The 26,704-nt window shown below is 70.1% G+C and carries 21 protein-coding genes; 16 read left to right on the top strand and 5 right to left on the bottom strand.

Features of this window, described 5'->3' with window-relative positions:
* The first annotated feature begins 177 nt into the window (after nt 1-177).
* The 6 genes from AC3ZJJ_RS06520 to pdxS all read left to right on the top strand — a co-directional run bounded on the left by AC3ZJJ_RS06520 (nt 178) and on the right by pdxS (nt 8,510).
* Nucleotides 178-489 carry a DUF6504 family protein gene (locus tag AC3ZJJ_RS06520; RefSeq protein WP_489894677.1) on the top strand — a complete coding sequence of 104 codons (312 nt, stop codon included), beginning with the start codon at nt 178-180 and terminating at the stop codon, nt 487-489.
* Nucleotides 486-4,007 (top strand): DNA polymerase III subunit alpha, encoded by a 3,522-nt coding sequence (locus tag AC3ZJJ_RS06515; RefSeq protein WP_489894675.1) that lies wholly within the window; start codon nt 486-488, stop codon nt 4,005-4,007. Before AC3ZJJ_RS06520 ends, AC3ZJJ_RS06515 begins: the two co-directional genes overlap by 4 nt.
* Nucleotides 4,008-4,143: 136 nt before the next feature.
* Nucleotides 4,144-6,147: a threonine--tRNA ligase gene (gene thrS / locus AC3ZJJ_RS06510; RefSeq protein ID WP_489894673.1), complete on the top strand. Its 2,004-nt coding sequence runs from the start codon at nt 4,144-4,146 to the stop codon at nt 6,145-6,147.
* Between the two features lie 124 nt (nt 6,148-6,271).
* A complete protein-coding gene (locus tag AC3ZJJ_RS06505) occupies nt 6,272-6,778 on the top strand; it encodes an HIT family protein (RefSeq protein ID WP_489895719.1) in 507 nt (168 codons plus the stop codon).
* Nucleotides 6,779-6,781: 3 nt separating this feature from the next.
* Nucleotides 6,782-7,396: a phosphatidylinositol phosphate synthase gene (pgsA, locus tag AC3ZJJ_RS06500; protein ID WP_489894671.1), complete on the top strand. Its 615-nt coding sequence runs from the start codon at nt 6,782-6,784 to the stop codon at nt 7,394-7,396.
* 265 nt (nt 7,397-7,661) lie between these two features.
* Nucleotides 7,662-8,510, top strand: coding sequence for a pyridoxal 5'-phosphate synthase lyase subunit PdxS (gene pdxS, locus AC3ZJJ_RS06495; RefSeq protein ID WP_489895717.1), 849 nt, complete (start codon nt 7,662-7,664; stop codon nt 8,508-8,510).
* A gap of 100 nt (nt 8,511-8,610) precedes the next feature.
* Here pdxS and AC3ZJJ_RS06490 read toward each other — a convergent pair whose 3' ends face one another.
* Both AC3ZJJ_RS06490 and AC3ZJJ_RS06485 read right to left on the bottom strand, forming a co-directional pair.
* Nucleotides 8,611-9,351: a GNAT family N-acetyltransferase gene (locus AC3ZJJ_RS06490; RefSeq protein WP_489894669.1), complete on the bottom strand. Its 741-nt coding sequence runs from the start codon at nt 9,349-9,351 to the stop codon at nt 8,611-8,613.
* Nucleotides 9,352-9,353: 2 nt separating this feature from the next.
* Nucleotides 9,354-11,360, bottom strand: a complete 2,007-nt coding sequence (locus AC3ZJJ_RS06485; protein WP_489894667.1) for a M3 family metallopeptidase — start codon at nt 11,358-11,360, stop codon at nt 9,354-9,356.
* A gap of 128 nt (nt 11,361-11,488) precedes the next feature.
* Between AC3ZJJ_RS06485 and pdxT the strand changes: the two genes are divergently transcribed.
* The 9 genes from pdxT to AC3ZJJ_RS06440 all read left to right on the top strand — a co-directional run bounded on the left by pdxT (nt 11,489) and on the right by AC3ZJJ_RS06440 (nt 21,302).
* The gene (gene pdxT / locus AC3ZJJ_RS06480) at nt 11,489-12,190 is read left to right on the top strand and encodes a pyridoxal 5'-phosphate synthase glutaminase subunit PdxT (protein ID WP_489895715.1); all 702 of its coding nucleotides are present in this window, start codon (nt 11,489-11,491) and stop codon (nt 12,188-12,190) included.
* A gap of 2 nt (nt 12,191-12,192) precedes the next feature.
* Nucleotides 12,193-12,948, top strand: a complete 756-nt coding sequence (locus AC3ZJJ_RS06475; protein ID WP_489894665.1) for a YebC/PmpR family DNA-binding transcriptional regulator — start codon at nt 12,193-12,195, stop codon at nt 12,946-12,948.
* Nucleotides 12,949-12,954: 6 nt separating this feature from the next.
* Entirely contained in the window at nt 12,955-13,551 is a 597-nt protein-coding gene (gene ruvC / locus AC3ZJJ_RS06470; RefSeq protein ID WP_489894663.1) for a crossover junction endodeoxyribonuclease RuvC, read from the top strand.
* A 101-nt stretch (nt 13,552-13,652) separates the two neighbouring features.
* A complete protein-coding gene (gene ruvA / locus AC3ZJJ_RS06465) occupies nt 13,653-14,279 on the top strand; it encodes a Holliday junction branch migration protein RuvA (protein ID WP_489894661.1) in 627 nt (208 codons plus the stop codon).
* A gap of 8 nt (nt 14,280-14,287) precedes the next feature.
* Entirely contained in the window at nt 14,288-15,361 is a 1,074-nt protein-coding gene (ruvB, locus tag AC3ZJJ_RS06460; protein ID WP_489894659.1) for a Holliday junction branch migration DNA helicase RuvB, read from the top strand.
* 162 nt (nt 15,362-15,523) lie between these two features.
* The gene (gene yajC / locus AC3ZJJ_RS06455; RefSeq protein WP_489894657.1) at nt 15,524-15,991 is read left to right on the top strand and encodes a preprotein translocase subunit YajC; all 468 of its coding nucleotides are present in this window, start codon (nt 15,524-15,526) and stop codon (nt 15,989-15,991) included.
* An 83-nt stretch (nt 15,992-16,074) separates the two neighbouring features.
* Nucleotides 16,075-17,808 (top strand): protein translocase subunit SecD, encoded by a 1,734-nt coding sequence (gene secD / locus AC3ZJJ_RS06450; RefSeq protein WP_489894655.1) that lies wholly within the window; start codon nt 16,075-16,077, stop codon nt 17,806-17,808.
* Nucleotides 17,801-18,790 (top strand): protein translocase subunit SecF, encoded by a 990-nt coding sequence (gene secF / locus AC3ZJJ_RS06445; protein WP_489894653.1) that lies wholly within the window; start codon nt 17,801-17,803, stop codon nt 18,788-18,790. The genes secD and secF overlap by 8 nt, the downstream gene beginning before the upstream one ends.
* Before the next feature lie 277 nt (nt 18,791-19,067).
* Entirely contained in the window at nt 19,068-21,302 is a 2,235-nt protein-coding gene (locus tag AC3ZJJ_RS06440) for a RelA/SpoT family protein (protein ID WP_489895713.1), read from the top strand.
* Between the two features lie 24 nt (nt 21,303-21,326).
* Here the strand turns inward: AC3ZJJ_RS06440 and AC3ZJJ_RS06435 are convergent, their stop codons facing one another.
* Both AC3ZJJ_RS06435 and AC3ZJJ_RS06430 read right to left on the bottom strand, forming a co-directional pair.
* Nucleotides 21,327-21,917, bottom strand: coding sequence for a type IV toxin-antitoxin system AbiEi family antitoxin (locus AC3ZJJ_RS06435; RefSeq protein ID WP_489894650.1), 591 nt, complete (start codon nt 21,915-21,917; stop codon nt 21,327-21,329).
* Nucleotides 21,918-22,041: 124 nt separating this feature from the next.
* Nucleotides 22,042-23,793 (bottom strand): DUF349 domain-containing protein, encoded by a 1,752-nt coding sequence (locus AC3ZJJ_RS06430; RefSeq protein WP_489894648.1) that lies wholly within the window; start codon nt 23,791-23,793, stop codon nt 22,042-22,044.
* Between the two features lie 224 nt (nt 23,794-24,017).
* On the opposite strand from AC3ZJJ_RS06430, the gene hisS reads away from it, so the two are divergent.
* Nucleotides 24,018-25,364: a histidine--tRNA ligase gene (gene hisS / locus AC3ZJJ_RS06425; protein ID WP_489894646.1), complete on the top strand. Its 1,347-nt coding sequence runs from the start codon at nt 24,018-24,020 to the stop codon at nt 25,362-25,364.
* Nucleotides 25,365-25,400: 36 nt separating this feature from the next.
* Here hisS and AC3ZJJ_RS06420 read toward each other — a convergent pair whose 3' ends face one another.
* Complete coding sequence (locus AC3ZJJ_RS06420) at nt 25,401-26,645, bottom strand: APC family permease (RefSeq protein ID WP_489894644.1); 1,245 nt, start codon at nt 26,643-26,645, stop codon at nt 25,401-25,403.
* Nucleotides 26,646-26,704 lie beyond the last annotated feature (59 nt).

Here is a 26,704-nt window from a genome sequence, read left to right as displayed (position 1 = left end):
CCAACAGGGTGGCGCAAAGTGTCGGTGCCCGCGCATAGCCTCGTCTTGATTCGAACACATCTTCGAATACAATGGAGTTGCCGCCCCACCGCTTCCCAGGGGCGTTGGCTTCCCGTTCCCATTGGTGCTTCCGGGGTTCTTCTCACGCTCCCGGCGCACGGAAATGGAGGTTGCCCAATGGGCCTGTTCACACAGTCCGTGGAGGTCGAATGCACGCCCGCCGGCCTGCCGCTGCGCATGCGCTGGCAGGGACGCGAATACCGGGTCGCCGCGCAACCGGTTCGCTGGTTCGAGCGCCGCAAGTGGTGGTCCGAGGAGGTCCGTGCGGAGCGCGGACGCGGCCCCGGGCTGGTCGACCACGAGATCTGGAGGCTCCAGGTCCGCCAGGCGGGCCTCGGGCCGCTCCGGACGTTCGAGGTTTCACGCCAGGTGGAGACCGGCCGGTGGCGGCTGATCCGCATCCACGACGCATTGAAAGAGAGCGCGTGAGCTTCACCCATCTCAACGTCTCCACCGCCTACAGCGCCCACTACGGGGTGTCGTGGCCGGAGGAACTCGCGCGCCGGGCGGCAGCGGACGGCGCCGACGCGTTGGCCTGCACCGACCGGGACGGCCTCTACGGGACGGTGAAGCACCTCAAGGCCTGCCGGGAAAACGGGCTGGATCCGATTGTCGGGGTCAGCCTCGCCGTGCTCGAAGCCGACCCGGCGGGCTCGCCGTCCCGGAGGCCGCTGCCTCCCCGCGTTGCGGGCCGCGTGATCGTGCTGGCGCGCGGCAAGTGCTCCGGAGCGGGATACACCGCGCTGTGCCGCCTGGTCTCCGCCGCCCACGAGGGAACCGGCGCCAACGGCAAAAAGCCCGTGGGGGTCACCCGGGCCGAACTGGCGCGCCATGCCGCGGGCCCGGGCGGAGAGCCCGTCCTGATGGTGCTCGCCGGCCCCCAGTCCGACGTCGGCGAGGCGGCGCTGCGTCGCGACTACGGGCTTGCACGGAGCCTGCTGGGGAGGTGGCGCGAATCCCTGCCGGACGGCGCCCTGGCGGTGGAGGCCGTCACGCACCTCAGCGCGCCGGGGGAGAGGCTGAGCACGGCGCACGCCGTGCGCATGCTCAGGGCGGCCCGCGACTGCGGCGTCCGGGCGGTCCTGAGCAACGCGGTGCGCTACTCGGACCCGGACGGCGCCGCCACGGCCGACGTGCTGGACTCTGCGCGCGCCCTCAGTTCGCTGGACACGCTGAAGGACCTCCAGCCCAACGGGCAGGGATGGCTGAGGGGGGCAGCCGCCATGAAGGAGCTGGCCCGGGAGATCGCGGTCGAGTCCGGCGACGGCGCGGCGGCCGCCGCCCGTCTGCTCGGGGACACCGAGTCCGTGGCCGACTGGTGCCGGCTGGATCCCGTGTCGGACGCGGGCTGGGGAATACCGGTGGTCCCGGAGGCGACGGTGATCGGAATCTCCGGGGACCCGCGCAACGAGTTGGCGGAACGCTGCGGTGCGGGAGCGAACCGCCTGTTCGCCCGGGGCCTCGATGCCCCGGGGGTGCGCGGGCGCCTCGAGCATGAGCTGGACACCATCTCGCGCCTGGGATTCTCCTCCTACTTCCTCACTGTCGCCGAGGTGTCCAGGATGATCACCGACATGGGGGTCAGGGCCGCCGCCCGCGGCTCGGGCGCCTCGAGCCTGGTGAACTACCTGCTCGGCGTCAGCCATGTGAACCCGCTTGCCCACGACCTGCTGTTCGAGCGGTTCCTGTCGATGGACCGGTCGACGCTGCCGGACATCGACATCGACGTCGAAAGCGCGGAACGCCACCGCGTCTACAGGAGCATCTTCAAGCGCTTCGGCTCCGAGCGCGTCACCCTGATGAGCATGCAGAACGGATACCGGGCCCGCGGGGCCGTCCGCGACGCCGGCCTGGCCCTGGGCTTCGAGGGCGGGGAGATCGATGCCATCGCCAAGCAGCTGTGGCGCTTCTCGGCCAGAAACTTCCGCGAGGCGCTCGAGGAGAAGCCGGAACTGCGCCAGTTCGCCGACCGCGTCGGGGCCGAGCGCCAGCTGGACCTGCTCGTGGACCTGACGGAACGCCTGGACCGGCTGCCTCGGCACATTTCCATGCACCCGTGCGGGGTCATCCTCGGCGACGTGTCGCTTCTGGACCGCACCCCGGTCCAGCCCAGCGGCCTCGGCCTGCCCATGAGCCAGTTCGACAAGCACGACATGGACCCCATGGGCATGCTCAAGCTGGACGTGCTGGGCGTGAGGATGCAAAGCGCCATGTCGTTCGCGCTGCGCGAGGTGGTGAGGATCCATGGGAGCGGGCAGGCCGTTGCCGAGGCAGGCAGCCATCCGTTGCGGGAGGACGGCTCGCTCCCTGGGTTCCTGGACGAAGCCGGCCGGATCGATCTGGAGCGCGTCCCCCTGGACGACGAACCCACGTTCGAACTGATCCGCAGCACCCACACGCTGGGCTGCTTCCAGATCGAGTCCCCGGGCCAGCGCGAGCTCATCGGCAAGCTCGCGCCCAGGGAGTTCAACGACCTGATCATCGACATCTCTCTGTTCCGTCCCGGACCCATGAAGTCGAACATGATCAAGCCCTACCTGGAGAACCGCCACGGCTTCGCCCCGGAGATCTACCCGCATCCGGACCTGAAGCCCGCGCTCGCCGAAACGCACGGCGTCACCGTCTTCCACGAACAGGTGCTGCGAACCTTCCACGTGATGACCGACTGCGGGCTGGCGATGGCGGACGTCTTCCGGCGCCTCCTCGGCAACCCGGACCAGGAGCCGGTGGTGGAAAGGTTCTTCCGCAGGCATTCGATGGAACGGGGCTATTCCCTCCAGGTGGTGGACGAGGTGTGGGAGACGCTGAAGGCCTTCGGAAGCTTCGGCTTCTGCAAGGCGCACGGCGCGGCATTCGCCGTGCCCACCTACCAGTCGGCGTGGCTTAAGGCACACCACCCCGAGGCGTTCCTCGCCGGGCTGTGGGAGCACGATCCGGGCATGTACCCCAAGCGCCTGCTCGTTGCAGAGGCACGGAGGATGGGCATTCCCATCCTCCCGCTGGACATCAACCGCAGCGGCTCGGAGTACAGGGTGGAACCGGTCCACGGGGAGGGCGGGACCCGGCTGGGAATCAGGCTCAGCCTGGCCGGGATCTACGGCATGTCGGCCACCGAGGTCTCCCGGGTGGTTGCCGGGCAGCCCTATGGTTCCCTGGCCGACGTGCGCGACAGATCGGGGCTGACCCGCGCATCGTTGACCCGTGTGGCCGCCCTCGGCGCTTTCGACCACTTCCAGAAGGTGGCGGGCCGCGGCAATCGGGCGGATCTGCTGCGCCATCTGGGGTCCCAGCCGGCACACAAGGTTCCGAGGAGGTACCGGCCGCTGCCCGGGCAACGTCCGCTGCCCATCGCCGACCTCGAGTTTGGGGCGCTGCGTGCGCTGGAGCCGGCCCCCACGCTCGAGGAAACGGTCCGCACCGAACTGGACCTTATGGCGGTGGATGTCAGCGGCCACCTGATGGACTCCCACGCGCATCTGCTCCAGAAGCACGGGGTCACCGCGTCCAAGGACCTGCTGGGATTGCGCAACGGCACCGAGGTAATGGTCGCGGGTGTGCGGGTTGCCACCCAGACGCCTCCCATGCGCAGCGGACGCAGGGTGGTGTTCATCTCCCTCGACGACGGAACGGGGTGCGTGGACTGCACCTTCTTCCACGAGGCCCAACAGAACTCCGGTCCGCTGCTGTTCTCGACCCGCCTGATGCTGGTCCACGGAATCACCCGGCGGACCGGCCCCCGGGGAATCAGCCTGCAGGCCCTCGAGGCCTGGGACCTGTCCGACGCCCAGTCGCTTCCCGCGCCGGAACATCTGCGCAACCCCGGGCGTGCGACGGGCAAGCGCTCGCCGGATGCCGGGCCGTCGCTGGAGAAGCCGGGCCGTGGAACCTTCGCCCAACAGGTGGAGGCGGAGGGGCTGGACAACCGCGGGGCCCTGCGTGCCGTGTGACGGCGCGACGTGTGCCCGGACGCCCCGCGCGGCGATTGGTTGGGGGCGAGCCCATGCCGTTAAGCTGGTCGATGGCTGGCTGTGGTCACCGTATGCCACAAGTCATGAAGCCCCACAACGAAATGAGGAGACCGAAGTGTCTGAGCAGATCACCCTAAACGTCGACGGCGAACAACGTGAGGTGACTGCCGGGACAACCGGCGCCGAGCTCTACTTTGACAACCGCGAGATCGTCGTGATGCACGTCGACGGGGTCCTCCGCGACCTGGACCGCCCGCTGGAGGCCGGCACATCTGTCGAGGGCGTCGCCATCGGGTCGCCCGCCGGCCTCGAGGTGCTGCGCCACTCCACGGCACACGTGATGGCCCAGGCCGTCCAGCAGCTGCGCCCGGACGCGAAGCTCGGCATCGGCCCCTACATCACCGACGGCTTCTACTTCGATTTCGACGTCGCGGAGCCGTTCACGCCCGAGGACCTCAAGACCCTTGAGAAGATGATGCTCAAGATCGTCAACCAGAACCAGAAGTTCGCCCGCCGCGTGGTGACCGAGGACGAGGCCCGCGCCGCCATGGCCGACGAGCCGTACAAGCTGGAGCTGCTCGGCAAGACGAACGAGGCCGAGTCCGCCGGCGAGGGAGTCAGCGTCGAGGTCGGCGCCGGCGAGATCACGATCTACGACAACGTGGACCGCAAGACCGGCGAGGCCGTGTGGTGCGACCTCTGCCGCGGGCCCCACCTGCCCAACACCAAGCTCATCTCCAACGCGTTCGCGCTGACCCGCTCGGCAGCCGCCTACTGGCTTGGCAGCGAGAAGAACAAGCAACTGCAGCGCATCTACGGCACCGCCTGGCCCACCAAGGACGAACTCAAGGCCTACCAGGAGCGCATCGCCGAGGCGGAGCGCCGCGACCACCGCAAACTCGGCTCCGAGCTGGACCTGTTCTCCTTTCCCGACGAGCTGGGATCCGGGCTGCCCGTCTTCCACCCCAGGGGCGGAATCATCCGCAAGGCCATGGAGGACTACTCCCGCCAGCGGCACACTGAGGCCGGCTACGAGTTCGTGTACACGCCGCACATCACCAAGGGCCACCTGTACGAGGTCTCGGGCCACCTGGACTGGTACCGCGACGGCATGTTCCCCCCGATGCACATCGACGCGGAGCTGAACGAGGACGGGACGGTCCGCAAGCCGGGCCAGGACTACTACCTCAAGCCGATGAACTGCCCCATGCACAACCTGATCTTCCGCTCGCGCGGAAGGTCCTACCGCGAACTGCCGCTGCGCCTGTTCGAGTTCGGCTCCGTCTACCGCTACGAGAAGTCCGGCGTTGTGCACGGACTGACCCGCGTCCGCGGCATGACGCAGGACGACGCCCACATCTACTGCACGCGCGAGCAGATGAAGGACGAGCTCACCAAGACGCTCAACTTCGTGCTCGGGCTACTCAAGGACTACGGGCTGGACGATTTCTACCTCGAGCTCTCCACCAAGGACCCGGAGAAGTCCGTGGGTTCGGACGAGGTCTGGGAGGAGGCCACCCAGACCTTGGCCGAGGTGGCCGAGGCCTCCGGCCTCGAGCTGGTCCCCGATCCGGGCGGGGCGGCCTTCTACGGCCCGAAGATCTCCGTCCAGGCCCGCGATGCGATCGGCCGAACCTGGCAGATGTCCACCATCCAGCTGGACTTCAACCTCCCCGAGCGCTTCGAGCTGGAATTTCAGGCGGCGGACGGCACACGCCAGCGGCCCGTGATGATCCACCGCGCGCTCTTCGGTTCCATCGAGCGGTTTATGGGTGTGCTGACCGAACACTACGCGGGCGCGTTCCCCGCGTGGCTGGCTCCGGTCCAGGTGGTGGCGGTCCCGGTCGCCGAGGCGTTCAACGACTACCTCTTCGACGTGGTCGACAAGCTGAAGGCCCAGGGTATCCGCGCCGAGGTGGACATCACCTCGGACAGGTTCCCGAAGAAGATCCGCAACGCGTCCAAGGAGAAGGTTCCGTTCGTGCTGATCGCTGGCGGCGAGGACGCGGAGGCCGGCGCGGTGTCCTTCCGCTACCGCGACGGCACGCAGGACAACGGGATCCCGGTCGACGACGCGATCGAACGGATCGTCGCCGCCGTTCGCAACAGGGACGCCTAGCGTGGCCCCGGGGCAGGGCGCCGGCGCGCCGCACAACGGCCGCGAGACGGAGTACGACGCAGGTCCGGTCCCGCCGTCGTACCCGGACGACGCCGGCGCGACCGACGATTTCGGACTCGCGGGCGTGCCCGATTCCTTCGAGCGCCTGTGGACGCCCTACCGGATGGCCTACATCAAGGCCGGCCAGGGCCAGGTCACGGGGGAGGACGACTGCCCCTTCTGCCGCGGACCGCAGCGAAGCGACGAGGAATCGCTGATCGTCCACCGCGGCGAGACGGCCTTCGTGGTGCTGAACCTGTTTCCTTACAACTCGGGCCACCTGCTGGTGTGCCCCTACCGCCACGTCGCCGACTACACGGACATCACCGCCCAGGAGACGGCCGAGATCTCCGCATTGACCCAGGACGCCATGAGGGTGCTGCGGAGCGTGGCCAACCCCACGGGCTTCAACCTCGGAATGAACCAGGGCGTCTCCGGCGGCGCCGGGATCGCGGCGCACCTCCACCAGCACATCGTGCCCAGGTGGAGCGGGGACGGAAACTTCTTCCCGATCATCGCCCGCACCAAGGCCATCCCCGCGACGCTCGGCGAAGTTCGCCGGGACTTGGCCGCGGCCTGGGCGGACCGCTGACCCATGCTGAACCGCTACGCGCGCGGGTTCTTCACCCGCCTGTTCACCCCCTTGGCGCGCTGGCTGGTGCGCCTCGGCGTGTCGCCGGACGCCGTCACCGTGGTGGGCACGTTGGGTGCCGTGGCCGGTGCGCTGGTCCTGTACCCGCTGGGCCAACTGTTCTGGGGCACCCTCTTCATCACGGCGTTCATCTTCTCCGACGTCGTGGACGGCATCATGGCCAGGCTTCCGGAGTTCACGGGCCGGGGCGACGGGCGCTGGGGCAGCTTCCTGGACTCCACCCTGGACCGGATCGCCGACGGCGCCGTCTTCGCGGGCATCATGGTCTGGTTCTTCACGGGAGGTGAGAACGACGCCGTAGGCGTGGCCGCCGCGCTCTGCCTGCTGACCGGAAGCCTGGTCTCATACGCCAGGGCCAAGGCCGAGTCGCTGGGCTTCGACGCAAACGTCGGCTTCGCCGAGCGCGCCGAGCGCCTGGTGCTTGCCCTGACGTTCACGGGACTCACCGGCCTGGGGCTGAACGAGTGGGTGCTGTTCTCCGTTCTGTCGCTGCTGGCAGGGGCCAGCGTGGTCACCGTCGTCCAGCGTGTTCTTCGCGTGCGCGGGCAATCGCACTAAGGGTCGCCGGCACACCCGGGCCTCGCCACGGCACTCCCGGGCCGTGTCTCGCCGGAGGCCGGACACGGCGACACGATGTCCCGAGGCAACAAACCGGCCCGTTCCGCGCGCCGTGTAACCCGGCGCCTCGGCGGAAGTGATACGCGGCACCGTGGATTAGGATGGAATGTACCCTCTCCCACCATTGAAAGGACTCTTTGTGTCCAGCAATGAAAGCACCCCGGCGCAGCCTTCCGTCACGGGTAGCTCCCGTGTGAAGCGCGGCATGGCCGAGATGCTCAAGGGCGGCGTCATCATGGACGTCGTCACCGCCGAACAGGCCCGGATCGCGGAAGACTCCGGCGCCGTCGCCGTGATGGCTCTCGAGCGCGTCCCGGCAGACATCCGCGCCCAGGGTGGCGTCTCCCGCATGTCCGATCCGGACATGATCGATTCCATCATCGCGGCCGTCTCCATCCCCGTGATGGCCAAGGCGCGCATCGGCCACTTCGTCGAGGCGCGCGTGCTGCAGTCCCTCGGCGTCGACTACATCGACGAGTCCGAGGTGCTCACGCCCGCCGACTACACGAACCACATCGACAAGTGGGAGTTCAAGGTTCCGTTCGTCTGCGGCGCCACGAACCTGGGCGAGGCGCTGCGGCGCATCAACGAGGGCGCGGCGATGATCCGCTCCAAGGGAGAGGCCGGCACGGGCGACGTCTCCAACGCGACCACCCACATGCGCCAGATCCGCGCCGAAGTCAAGCGCCTCTCATCCCTGCCGCACGACGAGCTCTACGTCGCCGCCAAGGAACTCCAGGCTCCGTACGAGCTGGTCAAGGAGGTGGCGGAGACCGGCAAGCTCCCCGTCGTCCTCTTCACCGCGGGCGGCATCGCGACGCCTTCCGACGCGGCCATGATGATGCAGCTCGGCGCGGACGGCGTGTTCGTCGGCTCCGGCATCTTCAAGTCCGGCAACCCGGCCCAGCGCGCCGCGGCCATCGTGAAGGCCACCACCTTCCACGATGACCCGGACACCATCGCGCAGGTGTCCCGCGGCCTCGGCGAGGCCATGGTCGGCATCAACGTCGAGGAGCTCCCGGAGCCGCACCGGCTCTCCGAGCGCGGCTGGTAGCAGCCGCCAGCAGAACGCGGGGGACCGCCCCGGTGCCGGCAACGGCGTCGGGGCGGTCCCCCTTCGCGTCGTTGAGCGGAGGCCTCGGGCGGGGCCCGAGTCAGCGACCCGGGGCAGTGGGGCCGCGCAGCAGCAGGTGGCGCCCGCGCCCGATCAGCTGCAACCCGCACGCCGTGAGGAACGCGGCGCCACCCGGCGGGGCGCCCGCCACCACGTCCGGCGAAAACTCGTCGGCCAACACGGTCGCGATGGCACGGCCGGCGCCCTGGCGGCGGCTGGACGCCGCGACCGCAAGCCCGTGCAGGGCCGTCTCCCCGCTCTCCGTCTCCTGCGCGAAACCCCGCCCCACGAGCCGCCCGTCCTGACCGCGGGCGGCGGCGTGCTCAACCCGGCGCCGACCGGGCGCGTCCGGGTTGCCGCGCCCGCCACCGCGCCACGCAACGGCGACACGCAATTCCGCGGCATCGGCTCCCCGGGCCTCGGGGACGTCCGCCTCCAGGCGCACCTGTCCGGCGAACGGCGTCCCAACATTGTCGAGTCGCCCGGCATGCCAGAGCACGGGCGACGCGTCGCTGAAGCCGAAGGCGCCCAGCGCCGAGCCGTCGGCGCCGGCATTCAGCCACACGGAGACCTCACGCGCCCCCAGGCGCGTGCCCTCGGCGAGGCCGGGCCGCAGGCCGGCGGGATCGGGAGCGTGCGGGAAGAGCAGCATCAACCGGCCGCGCGCCGGGTGCCACACCCACGTGCAGCCGTGCGTGGTGAACACCTTTCCGCCGGTCGCCCCGGCAACGGCCTGCTGCCATGCCGCGAACGCGGACTGCGCCCCGGCGATGGTGGCCACGCTCAGCCGTCCAGGCCGCGGCGCGCCAACAGTGGCCCGACGTCGGCGTCGCGGCCGCGAAAGCCGCGGAACGATTCCAGCGGGTCGCGCGTATTGCCGCGCGCCAGGAGTTCGCGGCGGAAGGTGTCTCCGTTGGCGCGGGTCAGGCCGCCGTTCTCCCGGAACCACTCGACCGTGTCCGCGTCCAGGACCTCGCTCCAGATGTAGGAGTAGTAGCCAGCCGCGTAGCCGCCGTCGAAGATGTGCTTGAAGTAGCCGGTGCGGTAGCGCGGAGGAACCAGATCGGGGTCGAATCCCGCGCCGCGCAGCGCTCTCTCCTCAAACGCCAGGGGATCGGCGACCCGTTCGCCGGGCGACAGCGAGTGCCACGCCAGGTCCAGGACGGCGGCCGCCAGATACTCCGTGGTGGCGAAGCCCTGGCCCCACAGGCTTGCGGCCTCCAGCCGGTCCAGGGTTCCACCGGGCAGCGGCTCGGCGGTGTCCACGTGGAGAGCGTAGCCGTTCACGATCTCCGGCCAGAGCGCCCACATCTCGTTGACCTGGGACGGGTACTCGACGAAGTCCCGCGGGACGGCGGTGCCGGCAAGCGAGGGGTAGCGGGCCGCGGAGAAAAGCCCGTGCAGCGCGTGCCCGAACTCGTGGAAGAGCGTGCGGACCTGGTCCAGACTGAGCAGCGCCGGCTGGCCCGCGGGGGGCTTGGGGATGTTGAGATTGTTGGTGACCACCGGCTTCTCGCCAAATAGCCGCGCGCCCACGCGCATCGAGTTCATCCAGGCGCCGCCGGACTTCGTGGGGCGCGCGTAGTAGTCGCCGAGGAAGAGGCCCAAGGCCGAACCATCCGCATCGGACACCTCCCACACCCGAACGTCCGGGTGGTACGCGGCGAGGTCGTCCCGTTCAGCGAAGCTGATGCCGTACAGCTCGGTGGCCGCGCGGAACACGCCGTCAACGACGCGCCCCAGCTCGAACCAAGGCTTGAGCGCCGCGGCGTCGACCGAGTACACCTCCCGGCTGACGCGGGCGGAGTAGTACGCCCAGTCCCAGGGACGGACGGGGCCGCCCGCCTCCGCGGCGAGCACGGCCGCCTCCTTGTCCGCATTGGCCGTGGCGGCCGCCACCAGGGCGGCCAGGCGCTCACGGACCGCGTCCAGGGAGGGCGCCGTCTGGGCGGCGACGGAGAGCTCGGCGTGGTTGGCGTAGCCGAGCAGCCCGGCTCGGTCGGCGCGCAGTGCGGCGGCCTCGGCGGCGAGGTCCAGGGTCCGGTTCGGTCCTTGGATTCCCCGGCCCAGCGAAGCCTCGAAGACGCGCCGTCGGCTTGACTCCAGGCGCAGCGCCTCGAGGACCGGCTGGGCGCTGGGGAGCTGGGGCTTCAGGAGGTAGCCGGCGTTGTGTCCGGCGTCCAGGGCCGCCGCGGCCGCCGCGGCCAGCGCGTCCTCGCCCAGCCCGTCGAGCTCCTCCGCCGACCCGAAGTGCACGGCCGCCTCGTTCATTCCCGCCAGCAGCCGCCTCGAGTACGCCGTCCCGAGCTCGGAGAGCCGCGCGTTGATCCGGCGCAGGCGCTCCTTGTCCGCCTCGCCCAGGCCGGCACCGGCCTGCCGGAAGACGCGCAGCGTTTCCGACGCCAGCCTCGCGTCCTCGCCGTCGAGGCCGGAGACGTCTACGGACGCAAGCCGGGCGTACAGCGCGGAGTCGAGGTGGACGGCGTCGTGGTGCGCGGACAGCACCTCCTCGATCCGTGCGTGGGCGTCGAGGATATCCGGCGTGCCGTGCGCCGCCTTGACGTTCCCGAAGGCCTGTTCCGCGCGCCTCAGCAGCTGTCCGCTCTGTTCCAGCGCCAGGAACGTGTTCTGGAACGACGCCGGCGCGGTGTCGGCGGAGATGTCCGCCAGCTCCGCGAGCTGGGCGGCGGCACCCAGCTCCACCGCCTCCACATAGTGGTCGGGCACCAGCGCCCCGTAGTCGGGCATCTCGTAGGGCAGACGGCTGGCGGACAAGAGGGGATTCGTCATGCGTTTACCTTGTCACAGGCGGGCCCGCCCGGGCAGGATCACGCGCGGCGGCGCGGAAATCGCGGGAACGGATTCCGTAGGTTTAGTCTGGAGGGTCCCCACTACGAGTTCCGCGCATCCGCGGCACACTGCCCGGCGCCGCCGGGGGAAAGCGACGTCGAGTGCCCAAGATTGGAGTCCTGGCCCTCCAGGGAGACTTCCGCGAACACGTGGCCGCGCTGGCGGCCGGAGGCGCCTCCGCGGTGCCCGTCAGGCGGCCGGAGGAGTTGGAGGGGCTCGCCGGGCTGGTCCTGCCCGGCGGGGAGTCCACGGCCATCGACAAGCTCGCCCGGGCGTTCGGAGTCGCCGAGCCGCTGAAGCGCAAGATCGCCGAAGGGCTGCCCGTGTACGGTTCGTGCGCCGGCATGATCCTTCTGGCGAACGAACTGGCCGATCCGGCCACCGACCGCGACGGCAACCCGCAGCAGACCTTCGGCGGGATCGACATGGTGGTGCGGCGCAACGCGTTCGGCCGCCAGGTCGACTCGTTCGAGACGGACCTTGACTTCGCCGAGCTGGACCGGCTCCCGGGGGTGCCGTCCGGGGAATCGGCGGACCCGGTCCACGCCGTCTTCATCCGCGCGCCGTGGGTCGAACGCGTCGGTCCGGACGTCGAGGTCCTGGCCTCCGTCAACGTTCCGCCGGGCCACGGGGCGCCGTCGACCGACGGGGTCGCTAGAATTGTCGCAGTTCGTTCGGGGATGCTGCTGGCCACCTCCTTCCATCCGGAAGTGACGGGGGAGCGCCGCATCCACAAACTATTCATCCAGATGATCAGGGGAGAAGCGTAAGCATGTCGGGCCACTCCAAATGGGCAACCACCAAACACAAGAAGGCCGTCATCGACGGCCGGCGCGCCAAGGCGTTCGCCAAGCTGATCAAGAACATCGAGGTGGCGGCCCGCGCCGGCGGCGCCGACATGTCCGGCAACCCGGCGCTTGAGGTCGCGGTCGCGAAGGCCAAGAAGACGTCCGTGCCCAACGACAACATCGACCGCGCCGTCAAGCGCGGCGCGGGCCTGACCGGCGAGTCGATCGACTACCAGGAGATCATCTACGAGGCGCGGGGGCCGCAGGGTTCCGCGCTCCTCATCGAGTGCCTCACCGACAACAAGAACCGGGCGGCCTCCGAAGTGCGCGTGGCCGTCACCCGCAACGGAGGCACGATCGCGGACCCCGGCTCCGTCAGCTACCTCTTCGCACGCAAGGGCGTCGTCGGCCTCCCCAAGAAGGAGCTGACCGAGGACGACGTGCTGATGGCCGTGCTGGACGCCGGCGCCGAAGAGGTCAAGGAGTCGGGCGAGTCCTTCGAGGTCCACGTCGAACCGCACGACCTCCGCGCCGTCGTCTCCGCGCTGGACGAGGCCGGCATCGAGTACGAATCGGACGAGGTCGAGTTCGTTCCCTCTATGCAGGTTGAGCTGGACGCCGACGCCGCGCGCAAGTTCCTGAGGCTCGCCGAGGCGCTCGAGGAGCTGGACGACGTCCAGAACGTGTACTCGAACGCCGACATCGGCCCCGAGGTCATGGCCGAGCTCGAGGACGACTAGGCCGTCGTGGCGCTCCGCGTCGTCGGCGTCGATCCCGGACTCACCCGCTGCGGCCTGGCCGTGGTGGACATCGAACCGAACCGGCGCGCCACGCTGGTGGACGTGACGGTGGTCGGCACATCGCCGGAGAGCCACCTCGACATGCGGCTACTGGCCATCGCGGAGGCCATCGACGACTGGCTGGACCGGTTCAAGCCGGACGTTATGGCCGTCGAGCGGGTCTTCAGCCAGCTCAACGTCAGCAGCGTGATGGGAACGGCCCAGGCCTCCGGCATCGTCATCGTCTCCGCGGCGCGCCGGGGCATTCCCGTGGCGATGCACACGCCGACCGAGGTCAAGGCGGCCGTGACCGGAAGCGGCCAGGCGGACAAGGCCGCCGTTGGCAAGATGGTGGCGAAGATCCTGCGCCTGGACGCGCCGCCGAGGCCCGCGGACGCGGCCGACGCCGCCGCGCTGGCCATCACCCACGGGTGGCGCGGGGCGGCCCCGGGAATGCAGGCCTCGCACTCGGTCGCCGGGGGCTCCAGCGGCCTGACGCCGGCACAGCGCGCCTGGGCCGCCGCGGAGGCGAATTCCCGCCGCGGCTCCGGCCCGCGTCGCTAGGCCGAAACCGCGCCCCGCCCGGGTAGTCTGTTCGTAGATATGTTCGGATACGCCAGTCGGCGCGCTCCGGACGCCGTACGACGCCGGAGGTTGGCAAGAGCATGATCAGTTCCCTGAGCGGCGTGGTCCGCCACGTTGGACCCAACAGCGCCGTCGTCGAGGTCTCCGGCTTCGGGATGCTGGTCCAGGCCACACCGCAGACGCTCTCGACGCTGCACATCGGCCGCGACGCCGTGGTCCACACGTCCATGGTGGTGCGCGAGGAGTCGATGACGCTGTTCGGCTTCGCCGACGCGGGCGAGCGGGAGGTCTTCGAGACACTCCTTTCCGTCGCCGGCATCGGCCCCCGCTTGGCCTTGGCCATCCTGGCCGTCCACAGCCCCGAGGACGTCCGGGTCGCCGCGTCGTCCGGGGACGCCAAGGCGTTCACCCGCGTTCCGGGCGTGGGCCCCAAGGGTGCCCAGCGGATCGTGCTCGAGCTCGCCGGAAAGCTCGTCCCGACGGGGGAGGCGGGGGGCCAGGCGGCCCCCGCGTCCTCCGGGCCCGCCTGGAAGGGGCAGGTCCTTGAGGCGCTCACCGGCCTGGGTTGGTCGGAGAAGGACGCCGTGAAGGCGGTCGACGCCTCCGCCGAGGCCATGCCGGACGTTGTCGCCGGCGGCAACGTGGGCGACATCCTGCGCGCCGTGCTGCGGGACCTGGGCCGCGGCGCGGCGCGGACCGGAAGGTAGGAGCCCGCATGGCCGAGAACGCACCGCTGACGGCGGCGGGCAGCGAGCCGGAGGAGCGCGCCATCGAGGCGGCGCTGCGCCCCAAGAACCTGCACGACTTCGTGGGCCAGCACCGCGTCCGCAAACAGCTCTCGCTTGTGCTGGAGGCCGCGCGCATCCGTGAACGGACGGCGGACCACGTCCTGCTGTCCGGGCCCCCCGGACTGGGCAAGACCACGCTGGCCATGATCATTGCCGCGGAGATGAACGCCCCGCTGCGGATCAGTTCGGGCCCCGCGATCCAGCACGCCGGCGACCTGGCCGCCATCCTCTCCTCGCTGACGGAGGGCGAGGTGCTGTTCCTCGACGAGATCCACCGCATGAGCCGGCCCGCCGAGGAGATGCTCTACATGGCCATGGAGGACTTCCGCGTGGACATCGTGGTCGGCAAGGGCGCGGGCGCCACGGCCATCCCGCTGGAGCTCCCGCCCTTCACGCTGGTGGGCGCGACGACCCGCGCCGGCCTGCTCCCGGGACCGCTGCGGGACCGGTTCGGCTTCACGGGACACCTGGAGTTCTACTCCACCGAGGAGCTCGAGCTGGTACTGCGCCGCTCCGCCATGCTGATGGACCTGCGCGTGAACTCGGCTGCCTTCTCGGAGATCGCCTCCCGGTCGCGCGGGACGCCACGCATCTCCAACCGCCTCCTGCGCCGAGTCCGCGACTGGGCGCTGGTCCACTCGATCGAGCACATCGACGCGCGGGCGGCCTCGGCGGCGCTGGACATGTACGAGGTGGACGAGCGGGGGCTGGACCGCCTGGACCGCTCGGTGTTGCATGCGCTGTGCACAAAGTTCGGCGGCGGCCCGGTCGGCCTGTCCACGCTGGCCATCGCCGTCGGCGAGGAGACGGAGACCGTGGAGACGGTGGCCGAGCCGTACCTGGTGCGGGAGGGACTGCTGGGCCGGACGCCGCGCGGACGCATCGCGATGCCCGCGGCGTGGGAGCACCTCGGCCTGGCGATGCCGCCGGACGCCTTTCTGGCGGGGCAGCCGACGGTGGTGTTCGGCGACGCGGTCGGCCCCGGCGGCACGGACTCCTGACCGGCCGTCCCGCGCCCGCCGCAGTGGATGGCACCGCGGACGGCCGTTGCGGCGGTCACAAAAGGTTCAGGATGCGGCTATACAATGGGGTCTTGCCCCCAGGCGACGCGCTCCATGCGCCGGTTGCCCACATCCAGCGAGAACAGAAACAGGTAGCCACTTTTGACCACCACGGTACTGGCCCAAAGCACGCAACCCGCCGCCTCGGGTTTTGACCCGATGACGCTGATCCTCCTGGCGGCGTTCGCGTTCCTCATCTTCATGATGTTCCGCGGCCGCAAGAAGGCCAAGAAGCAGCAGGAGGAGCTGCAGTCCGGCCTCCAGCCGGGAGCCGAGGTCATGACCCAGTTCGGCCTCTACGGAACCGTCGTGTCCATCGACACCGACGAGAACAAGATCGTCCTGGAGATTTCCCCGGGCAACACCGCCACCGTCCACTCGCAGGCCGTCGCGCGTGTTGTTCCCCTGGCCGGGGCCCCGGTGGACGAGGCTCCCGCCGCCGATCCGGCGCCCGTCGTCGACGCGGCACCGCAGGCGGACTCCACGAGCGCCGCGCCGAACGCGTTGCACGAAGAGACGCCCGAAGAGACCCTGCGCCGCCTCGACGGGGACGCCAAGAACAAGGAATAGCCGGCCCGGCGCCCGCCGCCACGCGGCGGGCGCGGTCGTGCCCTGCGATGCCCCGACGGGTGTCTTGAGAAGAAAGTCCCGCGATGTCATCAAATGGCCCAATCAGGCACGCCCGCCGCGCCCTGCTGTGGCTCGGAGCGCTCCTGGTTGTCTGCAGCGCAGTCCTCGTCACCGGGGTCGCCACCGGCAACTCCACGTTCTCACCCAAGCTCGCGCTCGACCTGGAGGGCGGCACCCAGATGATCCTGGCGCCCAAGGTCCAGGGCGGCGCGGCGGCCACGCAGGACCAGTTGGACCAGGCGGTGGAGATCATCCGCCAGCGCGTCGACGGTTCCGGCGTGTCCGAGGCCGAGATCACCACCCAGTCCGGACGCAACGTGGTGGTGTCCATGCCGGGCACCCCGGACGCGAAGACGCGGGAACTGATCCAGGCCTCCGCAAACATGGAGTTCCGCCCGGTCATCGTCGCCGGGCCCTTCGCCGCGACCCCCGAGGCCGACCGCACGCCGAAGGCCGACCTGCCGAAGCCGACCGCCGAGCCGGAGAACGCCTCGGACACGAATTGGATCGACGCCAAGCTGATGCAGCAGTTCGAGGCGTACGACTGCGCGACCGAACTCGCCGACCGCTCGGAGACCACCAGCGACCCCGAAAAGCCTATGATCGCGTGTGATCCCGGCACGGGTTCCAAGTACATCCTCGGCCCGGTCGAAATCCCCGGCACGGACATCGCCGACGCGGGCTTCGGCATGCAGCGCGGGCAGCAGGGCTTCACCACCGGACAGTGGGAGGTCACCCTCGAATTCAACGCCGAGGGCGCCGCGAAGTTCAGCGAGGTCACGCAGCGCATCGTCGGAATGTCGGGCGCTCAGAACCAGTTCGCCATCGTCCTTGACGGCATCATCGTCTCGGCGCCGACGACGAACAACGTCATCGCGGATGGCAAGGCGTCCATTACCGGATCCTTCACGGAGGAGTCGTCCCAGGCCCTCGCCGAGCAGCTCAAGTACGGCGCGCTGCCCATCAGCTTCGAAATCCAAAGCGAGCAGCAGATCTCGGCGACGCTGGGTTCCGAACAGCTCAAGATGGGCCTCATCGCCGGCCTGATCGGGCTGGGCCTCGTCGCCATCTACTCCTTCTTCCAGTACCGCCTCCTTGGCCTGGTCACGATGGCGTCCCTTGTGGTCGCCGGCATCCTGACGTACCTCGCGATCGTGCTGCTGGGTTGGGCGCAGAACTACCGCCTCTCGCTTGCGGGCATCGCCGGCATCATCGTGGCGATCGGCCTCACCGCCGACTCGTTCATCGTCTACTTCGAGCGCATCCGCGACGAGCTCCGCGACGGCCGCTCCCTGCCCTCCGCGGTGGAGACCGGCTGGAAGCGCGCCAAGCGGACCGTCGTCGCCTCCAAGGCCGTCAACCTGCTGGCCGCCGTCGTCCTCTACGTCGTCGCCGTGGGCAACGTCCGCGGGTTCGCGTTCACCCTCGGCCTGACCGCCATTGCCGACCTCATCGTGGTGTTCCTGTTCACCCACCCCGTCCTGCAGTACCTCTCGCGAACCAAGTTCTTCGGCGAGGGGCACCGGCTGTCCGGCCTCGACCCGTCCCTGCTCGGTGTGGAGCCGCTCTACAAGGGCGCGGGACAGGTCAGGCGCTTCAACACGGAGGCCGCCGCGGGCCGCCCGAAGCGCAACGCGTCATCCGCCCAGGAGGCCGCGCGGCGCCAGACGATCGCCGAGCGCCGCAAGGCGTCGCAGGGCGCTTCAGCAACACCCTCCTCGACGAACGAACCGATGAAGGAATCCGACAATGCCTAATCTCGCCACATGGGGCAACGAGCTCTACACCGGCAAGCGCTCCTACCCCTTCGTCGGGTTGCGCCGCATCTGGTTCGCCATCGCCGCCGCTCTTGTCCTCCTGTCGGTCGTCGTCCCGCTGGTCAAGGGCGGCTTCAACCTCGGCATCGAATTCAGCGGCGGCTCCGAGTTCACGGTCTCCCAGGTCGCCAACACCGAGGTCTCCGTCGGAGAGGAGGCCGTGCTGGCCGTGGTCCCCGACCACGAGCCGCGCGTCACCAACATCGCCGCGAACACCATGCGCGTCCAGACGGACCAGCTCGGCGGCGACCAGACGCTGGAGGTCGCGGAATCCCTGGCCAGCGCCTACGGCGTCACGAAGGACCAGGTCACCTCGACCTTCGTCGGCCCCTCCTGGGGCCAGGACGTGTCGAAGCAGGCGCTGCTCGGCCTGATCGTCTTTGTGGTGCTGGTGGCGCTGCTGATGGCGTTCTACTTCCGCACCTGGAAGATGTCGCTCGCCGCGATCATCGGCCTCTTCACCGTGGTCGTGGTCACCGCGGGCATCTACGCGTTGTCCGACTTCGAGGTCACTCCCTCGGCCATTATCGGGTTCCTGACCATCCTCAGCTACTCGCTCTACGACACCGTGGTGGTCTTCGACAAGATCCGCGAGAACACCGCCAACCTCTTCGACCAGCACAAGCGCACGTTCGCGGAGCTGGTGAACCTCGCCATCAACCAGACGCTCGTCCGGTCCATCAACACGTCCGTCGTGGCGGTCCTGCCGGTGGGATCCATCCTCTTCATCGGCGCCTTCCTCCTCGGCGCAGGCACCCTGCGCGACCTCGCGCTGGCCCTGTTCGTCGGCATCATCGTGGGAACGCTGTGCACGATCTTCGTGCAAGCCCCCCTCTACGTGGTGCTGCGGGCGCGCGAGCCCGAGGTCCAGCGCCACAACAAGCGCGTCCTCGAGCGCCGCGAGGCGGCCGTCGCCGTCTAGCGCGTGCGCTGGTGGAGGGGATCGGGGCGCCGCCCCGGTCCCCTTTTGCTCTGTCCGGGCACCCTGAACACACGCGGTGCCCGCTTGCTATAACCTTGGTTTACCGTAGTTCCACAGCCGGTTCCCGCGGACGCGAGCCCACCGTGCACGCGCCCGGAAAGCGGCCGGGGCACGGCCGCAACCGAGAGGAGCCGCCTTGGCTGAGCAGCCCATCAATGCCGCTCCCGGGTCCCCCGTGCCGTCCGACAGGCTGGCTCCGGGTCGCCGCGAGCGGGCCATGTCGCGCCTGGCGCGCCTCGCCGGGCGGAACACCTCCGGCCAGCCGCCAATCCTCGAGCCGCTGCTGCGCACCGTGCGCGCCAACAGCCCACGCGAGGCCCTGGACCTGATCACGCGCGCCTACGCGGTTGCCGAACGCTGCCACGAGGGGCAGAAGCGCAAGAGCGGGGACCCCTACATCACGCACCCCGTCGCCGTCGCGACGATCCTCGCGGAGATGGGCATGACCGGGACCACCCTGGCCGCGGCACTGCTCCACGACACCGTCGAGGACACGGACTACTCGCTGGAACAGCTCCGGCGCGACTTCGGCGACGAAGTGGCCATGCTGGTCGACGGGGTGACCAAGCTGGACAAGGTCCAGTTCGGCGAGGCCGCGCAGGCCGAGACCGTGCGCAAGATGGTTGTCGCCATGGCCAAGGACATCCGCGTCCTGCTGATCAAGCTCGCGGACCGGCTGCACAATGCCCGGACGTGGCGCTACGTCTCGCCGGAGTCCAGCGCCAAGAAGGCCCGGGAGACGCTGGAGATCTTCGCGCCGCTGGCCCACCGGCTGGGCATGAACACCATCAAGTGGGAGCTGGAGGACCTGTCCTTCGCGGCGCTGCACCCCAAGGTCTACGAAGAGATCGTGCGCATGGTGGGGGACCGCACGCCGGAGCGCGAAAAGTACCTGGCCACGGTCAGGGCCCAGATCGGCGAGGACCTGCACGGGGCCAAGATCCGGTCGACCATCACCGGCCGACCCAAGCACTACTACTCGATCTACCAAAAGATGATCGTCCGCGGCAAGGAGTTCGACGACATCCACGACCTGATGGGCGTGCGCGTCCTGGTCGACAGCGTCCGCGACTGTTACGCCACACTCGGGGCGCTGCACGCCCGGTGGAACCCCCTTCCCGGGCGGTTCAAGGACTACATCGCGATGCCGAAGTTCAACATGTACCAGTCGCTGCACACCACGGTCATCGGCCCGGGCGGGAAGCCCGTGGAGATCCAGATCCGAACCCACGACATGCACCGCCGAGCCGAGTACGGCGTGGCCGCCCACTGGAAGTACAAGAATCCCGGGGCCAAGACCGAGGGTGACGGGCCCGAGGGCTCGGACATGGGCTGGCTGCGCAGCCTCTTGGACTGGCAGCAGGAGACGCGCGATCCCGGCGAGTTCCTCGACTCGCTGCGATTCGAGATCAACGCCGCCGAGGTGTTCGTCTTCACGCCCAAGGGCGAGGTCATGGCCCTGCCGGCGGGGTCGACCCCCGTGGACTTCGCCTACGCGGTCCACACGGAAGTGGGGCACCGAACCATCGGCGCGCGCGTCAACGGCAAGCTGGTGCCGCTGAACAGCGAACTGCACCACGGCGACTGGGTGGAGATCTTCACCTCCAAGGCGGAGGGTGCCGGGCCGAGCCAGGACTGGCAGGGCTTTGTGAAGAGCCCGCGGGCGCGCAACAAGATCCGCCAGTGGTTCACCAAGGAGCGCCGCGAAGAGGCGATCGACAAGGGCAAGGACCTGCTGACCAAGGCCCTGCGCAAGAACAACCTCCCGCTGCAAAAGCTCATGACGCACGACACGCTGACCGCGGTCGCGCACGAGCTCCGCCACCAGGACATCACGGCCCTCTACGCGGCCGTCGGCGACGGGCACACCTCGGCGCAGAACGTCATCGAACACCTGACGGCCATGGTCGGGCCCGCGCAGGCCGACGAGGTGGACTTCGACGAGACGCCGCTGGTGTCCCACTCGCACCGTCAGAAGTCCTCCGACTCGGGAGTCATCGTGCGGGGCGCGGGGGAGGTCCTCGCCAAGCTGGCACGGTGTTGCACCCCGGTCCCGCCGGACAAGATCCAGGGCTTCGTCACGCGCGGGTCCGGCGTCTCCGTTCACCGCGCGGACTGTGCCAACCTGGCGGCGCTGATGGACCAGCGCGAGCGGCTGGTGGACGTGGAATGGGCGCCCACCAAGTCCAGCGTGTTCCTCGTGGAGATCCAGGTGGAGGCACTGGACCGGAAGTCCCTACTCTCCGACGTGACCCGGGTGCTGTCCGAGAACCACGTGAACATCCTCGCGGCCAGCGTGAACACCACGCGAAACCGCGTCGCGTTCTCCCGCTTCTCCTTCGAGATGGGCGATCCCAAGTACCTGCACCACGTGCTCAACGCGGTGCGCCGCATCGACGGCGTCTACGACGTCTACCGGACGACGTCGAACAACGGCGCGCGCCGCACCTAGCCGCACCCGGCGAAGCCCGGCCGTTCAGACGGCCACGGTGGTCAGCAGGCCGCGGACCAGGCGTTCGGCCCGCAGCTTGCCGGGCTTCCGTGCCGTCTCCTCCACGAGGCGCAGCAGATGGCCGCGCGGACAGCCCAGCCCCGGGGCGTTGACCAGCCGGGTCAGCGCCGGGACGGCCCGGTCCTCCGGGCTGTGAAACGCCACGTCCAGGGCCGTTCGGGCCGGCGTGGTGACCGCGACTCCGCCAATCGAGCGGACTTCCCCGGGCAGCAGGCGGGATTCGCTGACGCACACGCGCAGCGGGTCCCGCGCCATGGCGGAACGGTGGAAGCGCGGGACCAGGACCTCCAGTTCGCCGGGCACCGGCGCGCATCCGTACACCCAGGCGGCCGTCAGGCGTCCCACGGCGCCCCCGCGCAACCGTTGGCCCGCCAGCGCCGCGGCCGCCGCCGCCCGCAGCGTGGGTGAGTCGGCGTGCCGGGCCGGGACGTAGGCTCCGGGCAAGACGCGGCGCAGCACGCCGTCGAGCTCCATGGCGCGGAGCTCCGCCGGCGAGTGCGGGCCGCCCCCCACCAATATGCGGGGCCCGTCGCCGCCGAAAAGATTTTCGTCCATGGGGCAACCCTGCCCGACGGGGCGGGAACGGCACAGGGGGCGGACCCCGATTGTGGATATCGGGATCCGCCCCCTGGCGGTCGGTACTGCGGTGGCGCCCCGTTCGGCCGCGGGGCGCGGGACGCTACTGGAAGTCCTGCGCCGACTTGCGCAGGGTTTCCAGCCAGGCGCGCCGGGCCTCGAGCGCCTCCTCCGCCTCGCGGATCTTGCGCTCGTTGCCCTTGGCGCGGGCCTTCTCCAGGTCCTCCTCGAGCGCTCCAATGGTGTCCTCGAGCTGCGTCAGCATGCTGTTGGTGCGGGCCTTCGTTTCGGGGTTGGAGCGCTGCCACTGCTCGTCCTCGGCAGCGCGCACCGCATCCTCCACTTGGCGGAGCCCGCCGTCCATGCGCTGCATGGCCGAACGCGGCACCTTGCCGGCGGCGTCCCAGCGGTCGCGGATGGAGTCAAGCGCCTTCTTGGCCGCCGCGAGGTCCTTGATCGGCAACAGCGCCTTGGCCTCGGCCAGGATCTGCTCCTTGACGGCGAGGTTGCCCTCGAACTCCTCGTCGATCGCCTGGTTTGCGGACTGGCGAGCGTTGAAGAACACGTCCTGCGCCGCGCGGAAGCGTGCCCAGAGAGCGTCGTCGTCCTTGCGGGACGCGCGCTTGGAGGCCTTCCACTCGTCCATCAGGTGCCGGTACTCGGCCGCGGTGGCTCCCCAGTCGGTGGACGTCGCGAGCGCCTCCGCCCGGGCGATGAGTGCCTCCTTGGCCGCCTTGGCCTCCGAGTTCTCCGCGTCCAGCTGGGAGAAGAATGCCCGGCGGTGACGGTCGAACGTGGTCCGGGCACCCCGGAACCGCTTCCAGAGGGTGTCCTCGGTGGACCGACCCAGCCGGGAGCCGCTCTTCTGCGCGGCCTTCCACAGCTCGAACAGCTCGTTCATGCGGTTGCTGCCCTGCTTCCACTGCACGGTCGCCGGATCCCGCCCGGCGAGCTCCTCGGCCTCGGCAACAATGGCCTCGCGCGCCGCCAGCTCCTCGGCGCGGTGCGCCTCCTGGGCCTTCCGCTCCACCTTGTGGAGTTCGGCGACTTCCTCGCGGACGACGGCGATGCGCGCCTCGAGCGCCTCGAGGTCGCCGACCATCTTCCGTTCCGCCACGGACTCGGCGAGGTGGTCCAGCGTCTTGGACATGTCCGTCGTCGGCGCCTTGGCGGCGACGCGCTGCTCCAGCAGGAGCAGCTGGCTGACGACGTCGTCGTGCTTGCGCACGAAGTAGGCAAGCGCCTCCTCGTGCGTGGCGTCCGGGTACTGGCCGACCGCGTGCTCCTCGCCACCGATGATCACGAACACGTGCCCGTCCTCTGCGACGCGGGCGAACTTGGCGGCTTCCTCCAGGGGAGTGCTGAAGGACGGCGGGACCGGAACCACGGGCGCCGCGGTCTTCGGCGGGCGCGGACCGGGCGCGGCGGCCTTGGGAGCCGGGACCCCGGCCGCCGGCTTGGGCACGGTCGACGGCTTCGGCGTCGGGGTGGGAGCGGTCGTGGCGGCCGCTGGCGCGGCCGGCGCTTCCTGCGCTGCTGTGGCATCCGCCGAGTCCGTGGCGGTGTTCGATTCCGCGGCGTCGACGGAAGGCTCCGTGGCGTCCGGCGAGGCGGCCTCCGGAGTCGCCTGTGCGCCAACGGCCTCGGCGGCCGGCTCCACGGCCGGCGCCTGCCCATCCGCGTCTGCCGCGGAAACAGCTTCGGCGGATCCCTGGCCCCCGACCTCCGGGCTCCCGCTTTCCGCGTCGTCGCGGGGCGGCTGCGCGGGGGTCGCCTGCCCGCCTTCCGCCGAAACCTGCGCTTCGGCGTCGGTGGCGGGCGTGTTGTGGTCGTCGGATTGCTGACTGGTGGTCACCGCTGGAACTCTTTCACTCGGATCCGTCCTGGAATGCCTCCAAGACTCGTGTTCTCCCGTCACTTTACCGAGTCCCCCCGTCCACAGGTAGTTCACGACCCGGCCGGTCGCGGCCGCGACCGGCGTCCACCTAGAATGGGGCAGTCGCCGCGGCGCCGCCGCCGGAGGGCGCGGTGGCCGCGAAGCGCGGCCCCCAGCCGCAGATCTAAGGAGTTTTCGACCCCATGGCACGCAAGGCCTCCCTGTCAGGTTTCCCCGAATGGCTTCCCAACGAGCGACTCGTGGAACTACACATACTGGACAGCCTGCGGCGGACCTTCGAGTTGCACGGATTCGGCAACATCGAGACCCGCGCCGTCGAGACGGTCGGCCAACTCCTGCGCAAGGGCGAGATCGACAAGGAGGTCTACGGCCTCTCCCGCCTGCAGGGCGACGACACGGAGGCCGCCAAGACCGATCCGAGCGCCCTCGCGCTGCACTTCGACCTGACGGTTCCCTTCGCCCGCTACGTGGTGGAGAACGCGGGGCACCTCGCCTTCCCCTTCCGGCGCTACCAGATCCAGAAGGTCTGGCGCGGCGAGCGCCCGCAGGACGGGCGCTACCGGGAGTTCACCCAGGCGGACATCGACGTCGTCGGCGACGGCACACTGCCGTTCCGCTACGACGTCGAACTGGCCCTGGTGATCGCCGAAGCCCTGTCCGCCCTCCCCATCGGCGATTTCCGGCTCCGCGTGAACAACCGCAAGCTCGCCGAGGGCTTCTACCGCGGGCTGGGGCTGGAGGACACGGCCGGCGTCCTGCGCAGCATCGACAAGCTCGAGAAGATCGGGCCGGAGAAGGTTGCCGCCCTGCTGCGGGAGGAAGTCGGCGCCACCGCCGACCAGGCCGCCTCCGCGCTGGCCCTGGCCGACATCCGCACGGAGGACACATCCTTCGTGGAGCGGGTCCGCGCGCTGGGCGTGCGGGACGAACTGCTGGACCAGGGGCTGGACGAGCTGTCGCAGGTGATCGAGGCCGCGGTCGCGCGCGCCCCGGGACGCGTGGTCGCCGACCTCAGCATCGCCCGTGGCCTGGACTACTACACGGGCACGGTCTACGAGACGGTCCTCGTGGGCCACGAACACCTGGGTTCGATCTGTTCGGGCGGACGCTACGAGTCGCTGGCAACCAAGGGGAACAAGACGTTCCCGGGCGTGGGCCTCTCGATCGGCGTCAGCCGCCTGGTCTCCCGGCTGCTGGCCGACGGAAGCGCGGTCGCATCGCGGGACGTGCCGACCGCGGTCCTGGTGGCCCTTGCCCACGACGACTCGTGGTCCGCCGCCCAGGATGTGGCAGCCTCACTCCGTTCCCGCGGGATCAACGTCGAGGTCGCCGCGAAGGCGGACAAGTTCGGCAAGCAGATCAAGTACGCGGACCGCCGCGGCATCCCCTTCGTTTGGTTCACCGCCGAGGACGGCACACACGAGGTCAAGGACATCCGCAGCGGCGAGCAGGTCGCCGCGGACCCCGCTGCCTGGGCGCCCCCCGCCGCGGACCTGGTGCCCCGGATTGGGGCCCCGACCGCCGTCTAGGACGTCGGCGCGCGTCCGGCGCGCGTCCGGCCCCGCTCAGGACCGGGCGCGCCGCCGCGGCACCAAGGCCAGCGCGCGGCCCGCGCATCCCACGGCAAAGACCCCCGCCATGGCGGCGATGCTGGCCCACGGGAGCGTGAACGCCAGCAGCAGGCACGCCGCCAGGCCGGCGGCGTTCAGCCAGCGGGGCGAGTACCACGGGCGTTCCCTCAGCGTCCAGGCGGAGGCGTTGGCGACGGCGTAGTAAGCGAGCACCCCGAAGCTGGAGAACCCGATGATGGTGGTCACGTTGGTGGTCACCAACAGAAGCACCACCACCACCGCCGCACAGATTTCGGCGACCCAGGGAACCGCGTGCCGGGAACCCACGCGGGATAGCGCGGCCGGGAGATCGCCCTCGCGTGCCATCGCCAGCGCCGTCCGGGAGATCCCCGCCACGAGCGCGAGCAGCGCACCGAGCGACGCCAGTGCCGCTCCCGCGGCGGCAATCCAGGCCGGAGCGCCGAGGAGCACGACGGCGTCGCGCACCGGAGTCGTTGTGGCGGCCAGCCCCTCCACGCCGAGGAGCCTCACGAGACCGGCGGCCAACGCCGCGTACACCAGCAGCGTCGCGCCGAGGGCGCCCGCGACGGCGAGCGGGATGGTGCGTTGCGGATCCCTCACCTCCTCGCCGAGCGTTGCGATCCGTGCGTAGCCGGCGAAGGCGAAGAACAGCAGCCCGGCGGCCTGGGGGACCGCCCACGCGTCGGCCGGGACAGCGGGCGACGCGGCACCGGCTTCGGGACCGGCGAGGGCGCCGGCGGCCACAAAGACCAGCACGCCGAGCACGGGTGCCAGCAACAGCCGGGCCGCCCCCGCGGTGCGGCTGATTCCGCGGAGGTTGACGGCCGTCACCGCGGCCACCGCCCCGATCGCCAAGGGGACCGCGTGGGAGGGCGCGGTGTAGAGGCCAAACGTGTAGGCCATCGCGGCGCAGGACGCTGTTTTTCCGGTCACAAAACCCCAACCGGCCAGGAAGCCACGCCACGGCCCCAGCTGGCGGCGGCCGTACAGGTAGGCCCCGCCACTGGCGGGATGGACGGCGGCCAACGCCGCGACGGCCAACGCGTTCGCCGCGGCGACGGCGGCGGCGACGAGCAGCGCCGCCCACAGCAGCGAACCGGCGCGGGCGGCCGCGGGGGAGAGGACAACAAAGACGCCGGCACCCACCATGGAGGCAACGCCCAAGGTGGTCGCGTCGAACAGGCCCAGCGATCGTTGGAGCGGTGTGCGGGCAGACATGGTTTGTGGCCTCCGGGTACTCGTCGTGGCGGCCGTGGGATGCGGCGCGGCGGCGCGAG

This window comes from Arthrobacter sp. AOP29-A2-19 (assembly GCF_058138025.1).
Note: the sequence above shows the minus strand (reverse complement) of the source record. Positions and strands in the feature narration are given on the sequence as shown.

Excerpts from the sequence above, each read along its gene's own strand:
- AC3ZJJ_RS06520 (WP_489894677.1), top strand. The coding sequence starts at position 178 with ATGGGCCTGTTCACACAGTCCGTGGAGGTCGAATGCACGCCCGCCGGC.
- pgsA (WP_489894671.1), top strand. The coding sequence starts at position 6,782 with ATGCTGAACCGCTACGCGCGCGGGTTCTTCACCCGCCTGTTCACCCCC.
- pdxS (WP_489895717.1), top strand. The coding sequence starts at position 7,662 with ATGGCCGAGATGCTCAAGGGCGGCGTCATCATGGACGTCGTCACCGCC.
- AC3ZJJ_RS06485 (WP_489894667.1), bottom strand. The coding sequence starts at position 11,360 with ATGACGAATCCCCTCTTGTCCGCCAGCCGTCTGCCCTACGAGATGCCC.
- AC3ZJJ_RS06475 (WP_489894665.1), top strand. The coding sequence starts at position 12,193 with ATGTCGGGCCACTCCAAATGGGCAACCACCAAACACAAGAAGGCCGTC.
- ruvA (WP_489894661.1), top strand. The coding sequence starts at position 13,653 with ATGATCAGTTCCCTGAGCGGCGTGGTCCGCCACGTTGGACCCAACAGC.
- ruvB (WP_489894659.1), top strand. The coding sequence starts at position 14,288 with ATGGCCGAGAACGCACCGCTGACGGCGGCGGGCAGCGAGCCGGAGGAG.
- secD (WP_489894655.1), top strand. The coding sequence starts at position 16,075 with ATGTCATCAAATGGCCCAATCAGGCACGCCCGCCGCGCCCTGCTGTGG.
- secF (WP_489894653.1), top strand. The coding sequence starts at position 17,801 with ATGCCTAATCTCGCCACATGGGGCAACGAGCTCTACACCGGCAAGCGC.
- AC3ZJJ_RS06440 (WP_489895713.1), top strand. The coding sequence starts at position 19,068 with ATGTCGCGCCTGGCGCGCCTCGCCGGGCGGAACACCTCCGGCCAGCCG.
- AC3ZJJ_RS06435 (WP_489894650.1), bottom strand. The coding sequence starts at position 21,917 with ATGGACGAAAATCTTTTCGGCGGCGACGGGCCCCGCATATTGGTGGGG.
- hisS (WP_489894646.1), top strand. The coding sequence starts at position 24,018 with ATGGCACGCAAGGCCTCCCTGTCAGGTTTCCCCGAATGGCTTCCCAAC.
- AC3ZJJ_RS06420 (WP_489894644.1), bottom strand. The coding sequence starts at position 26,645 with ATGTCTGCCCGCACACCGCTCCAACGATCGCTGGGCCTGTTCGACGCG.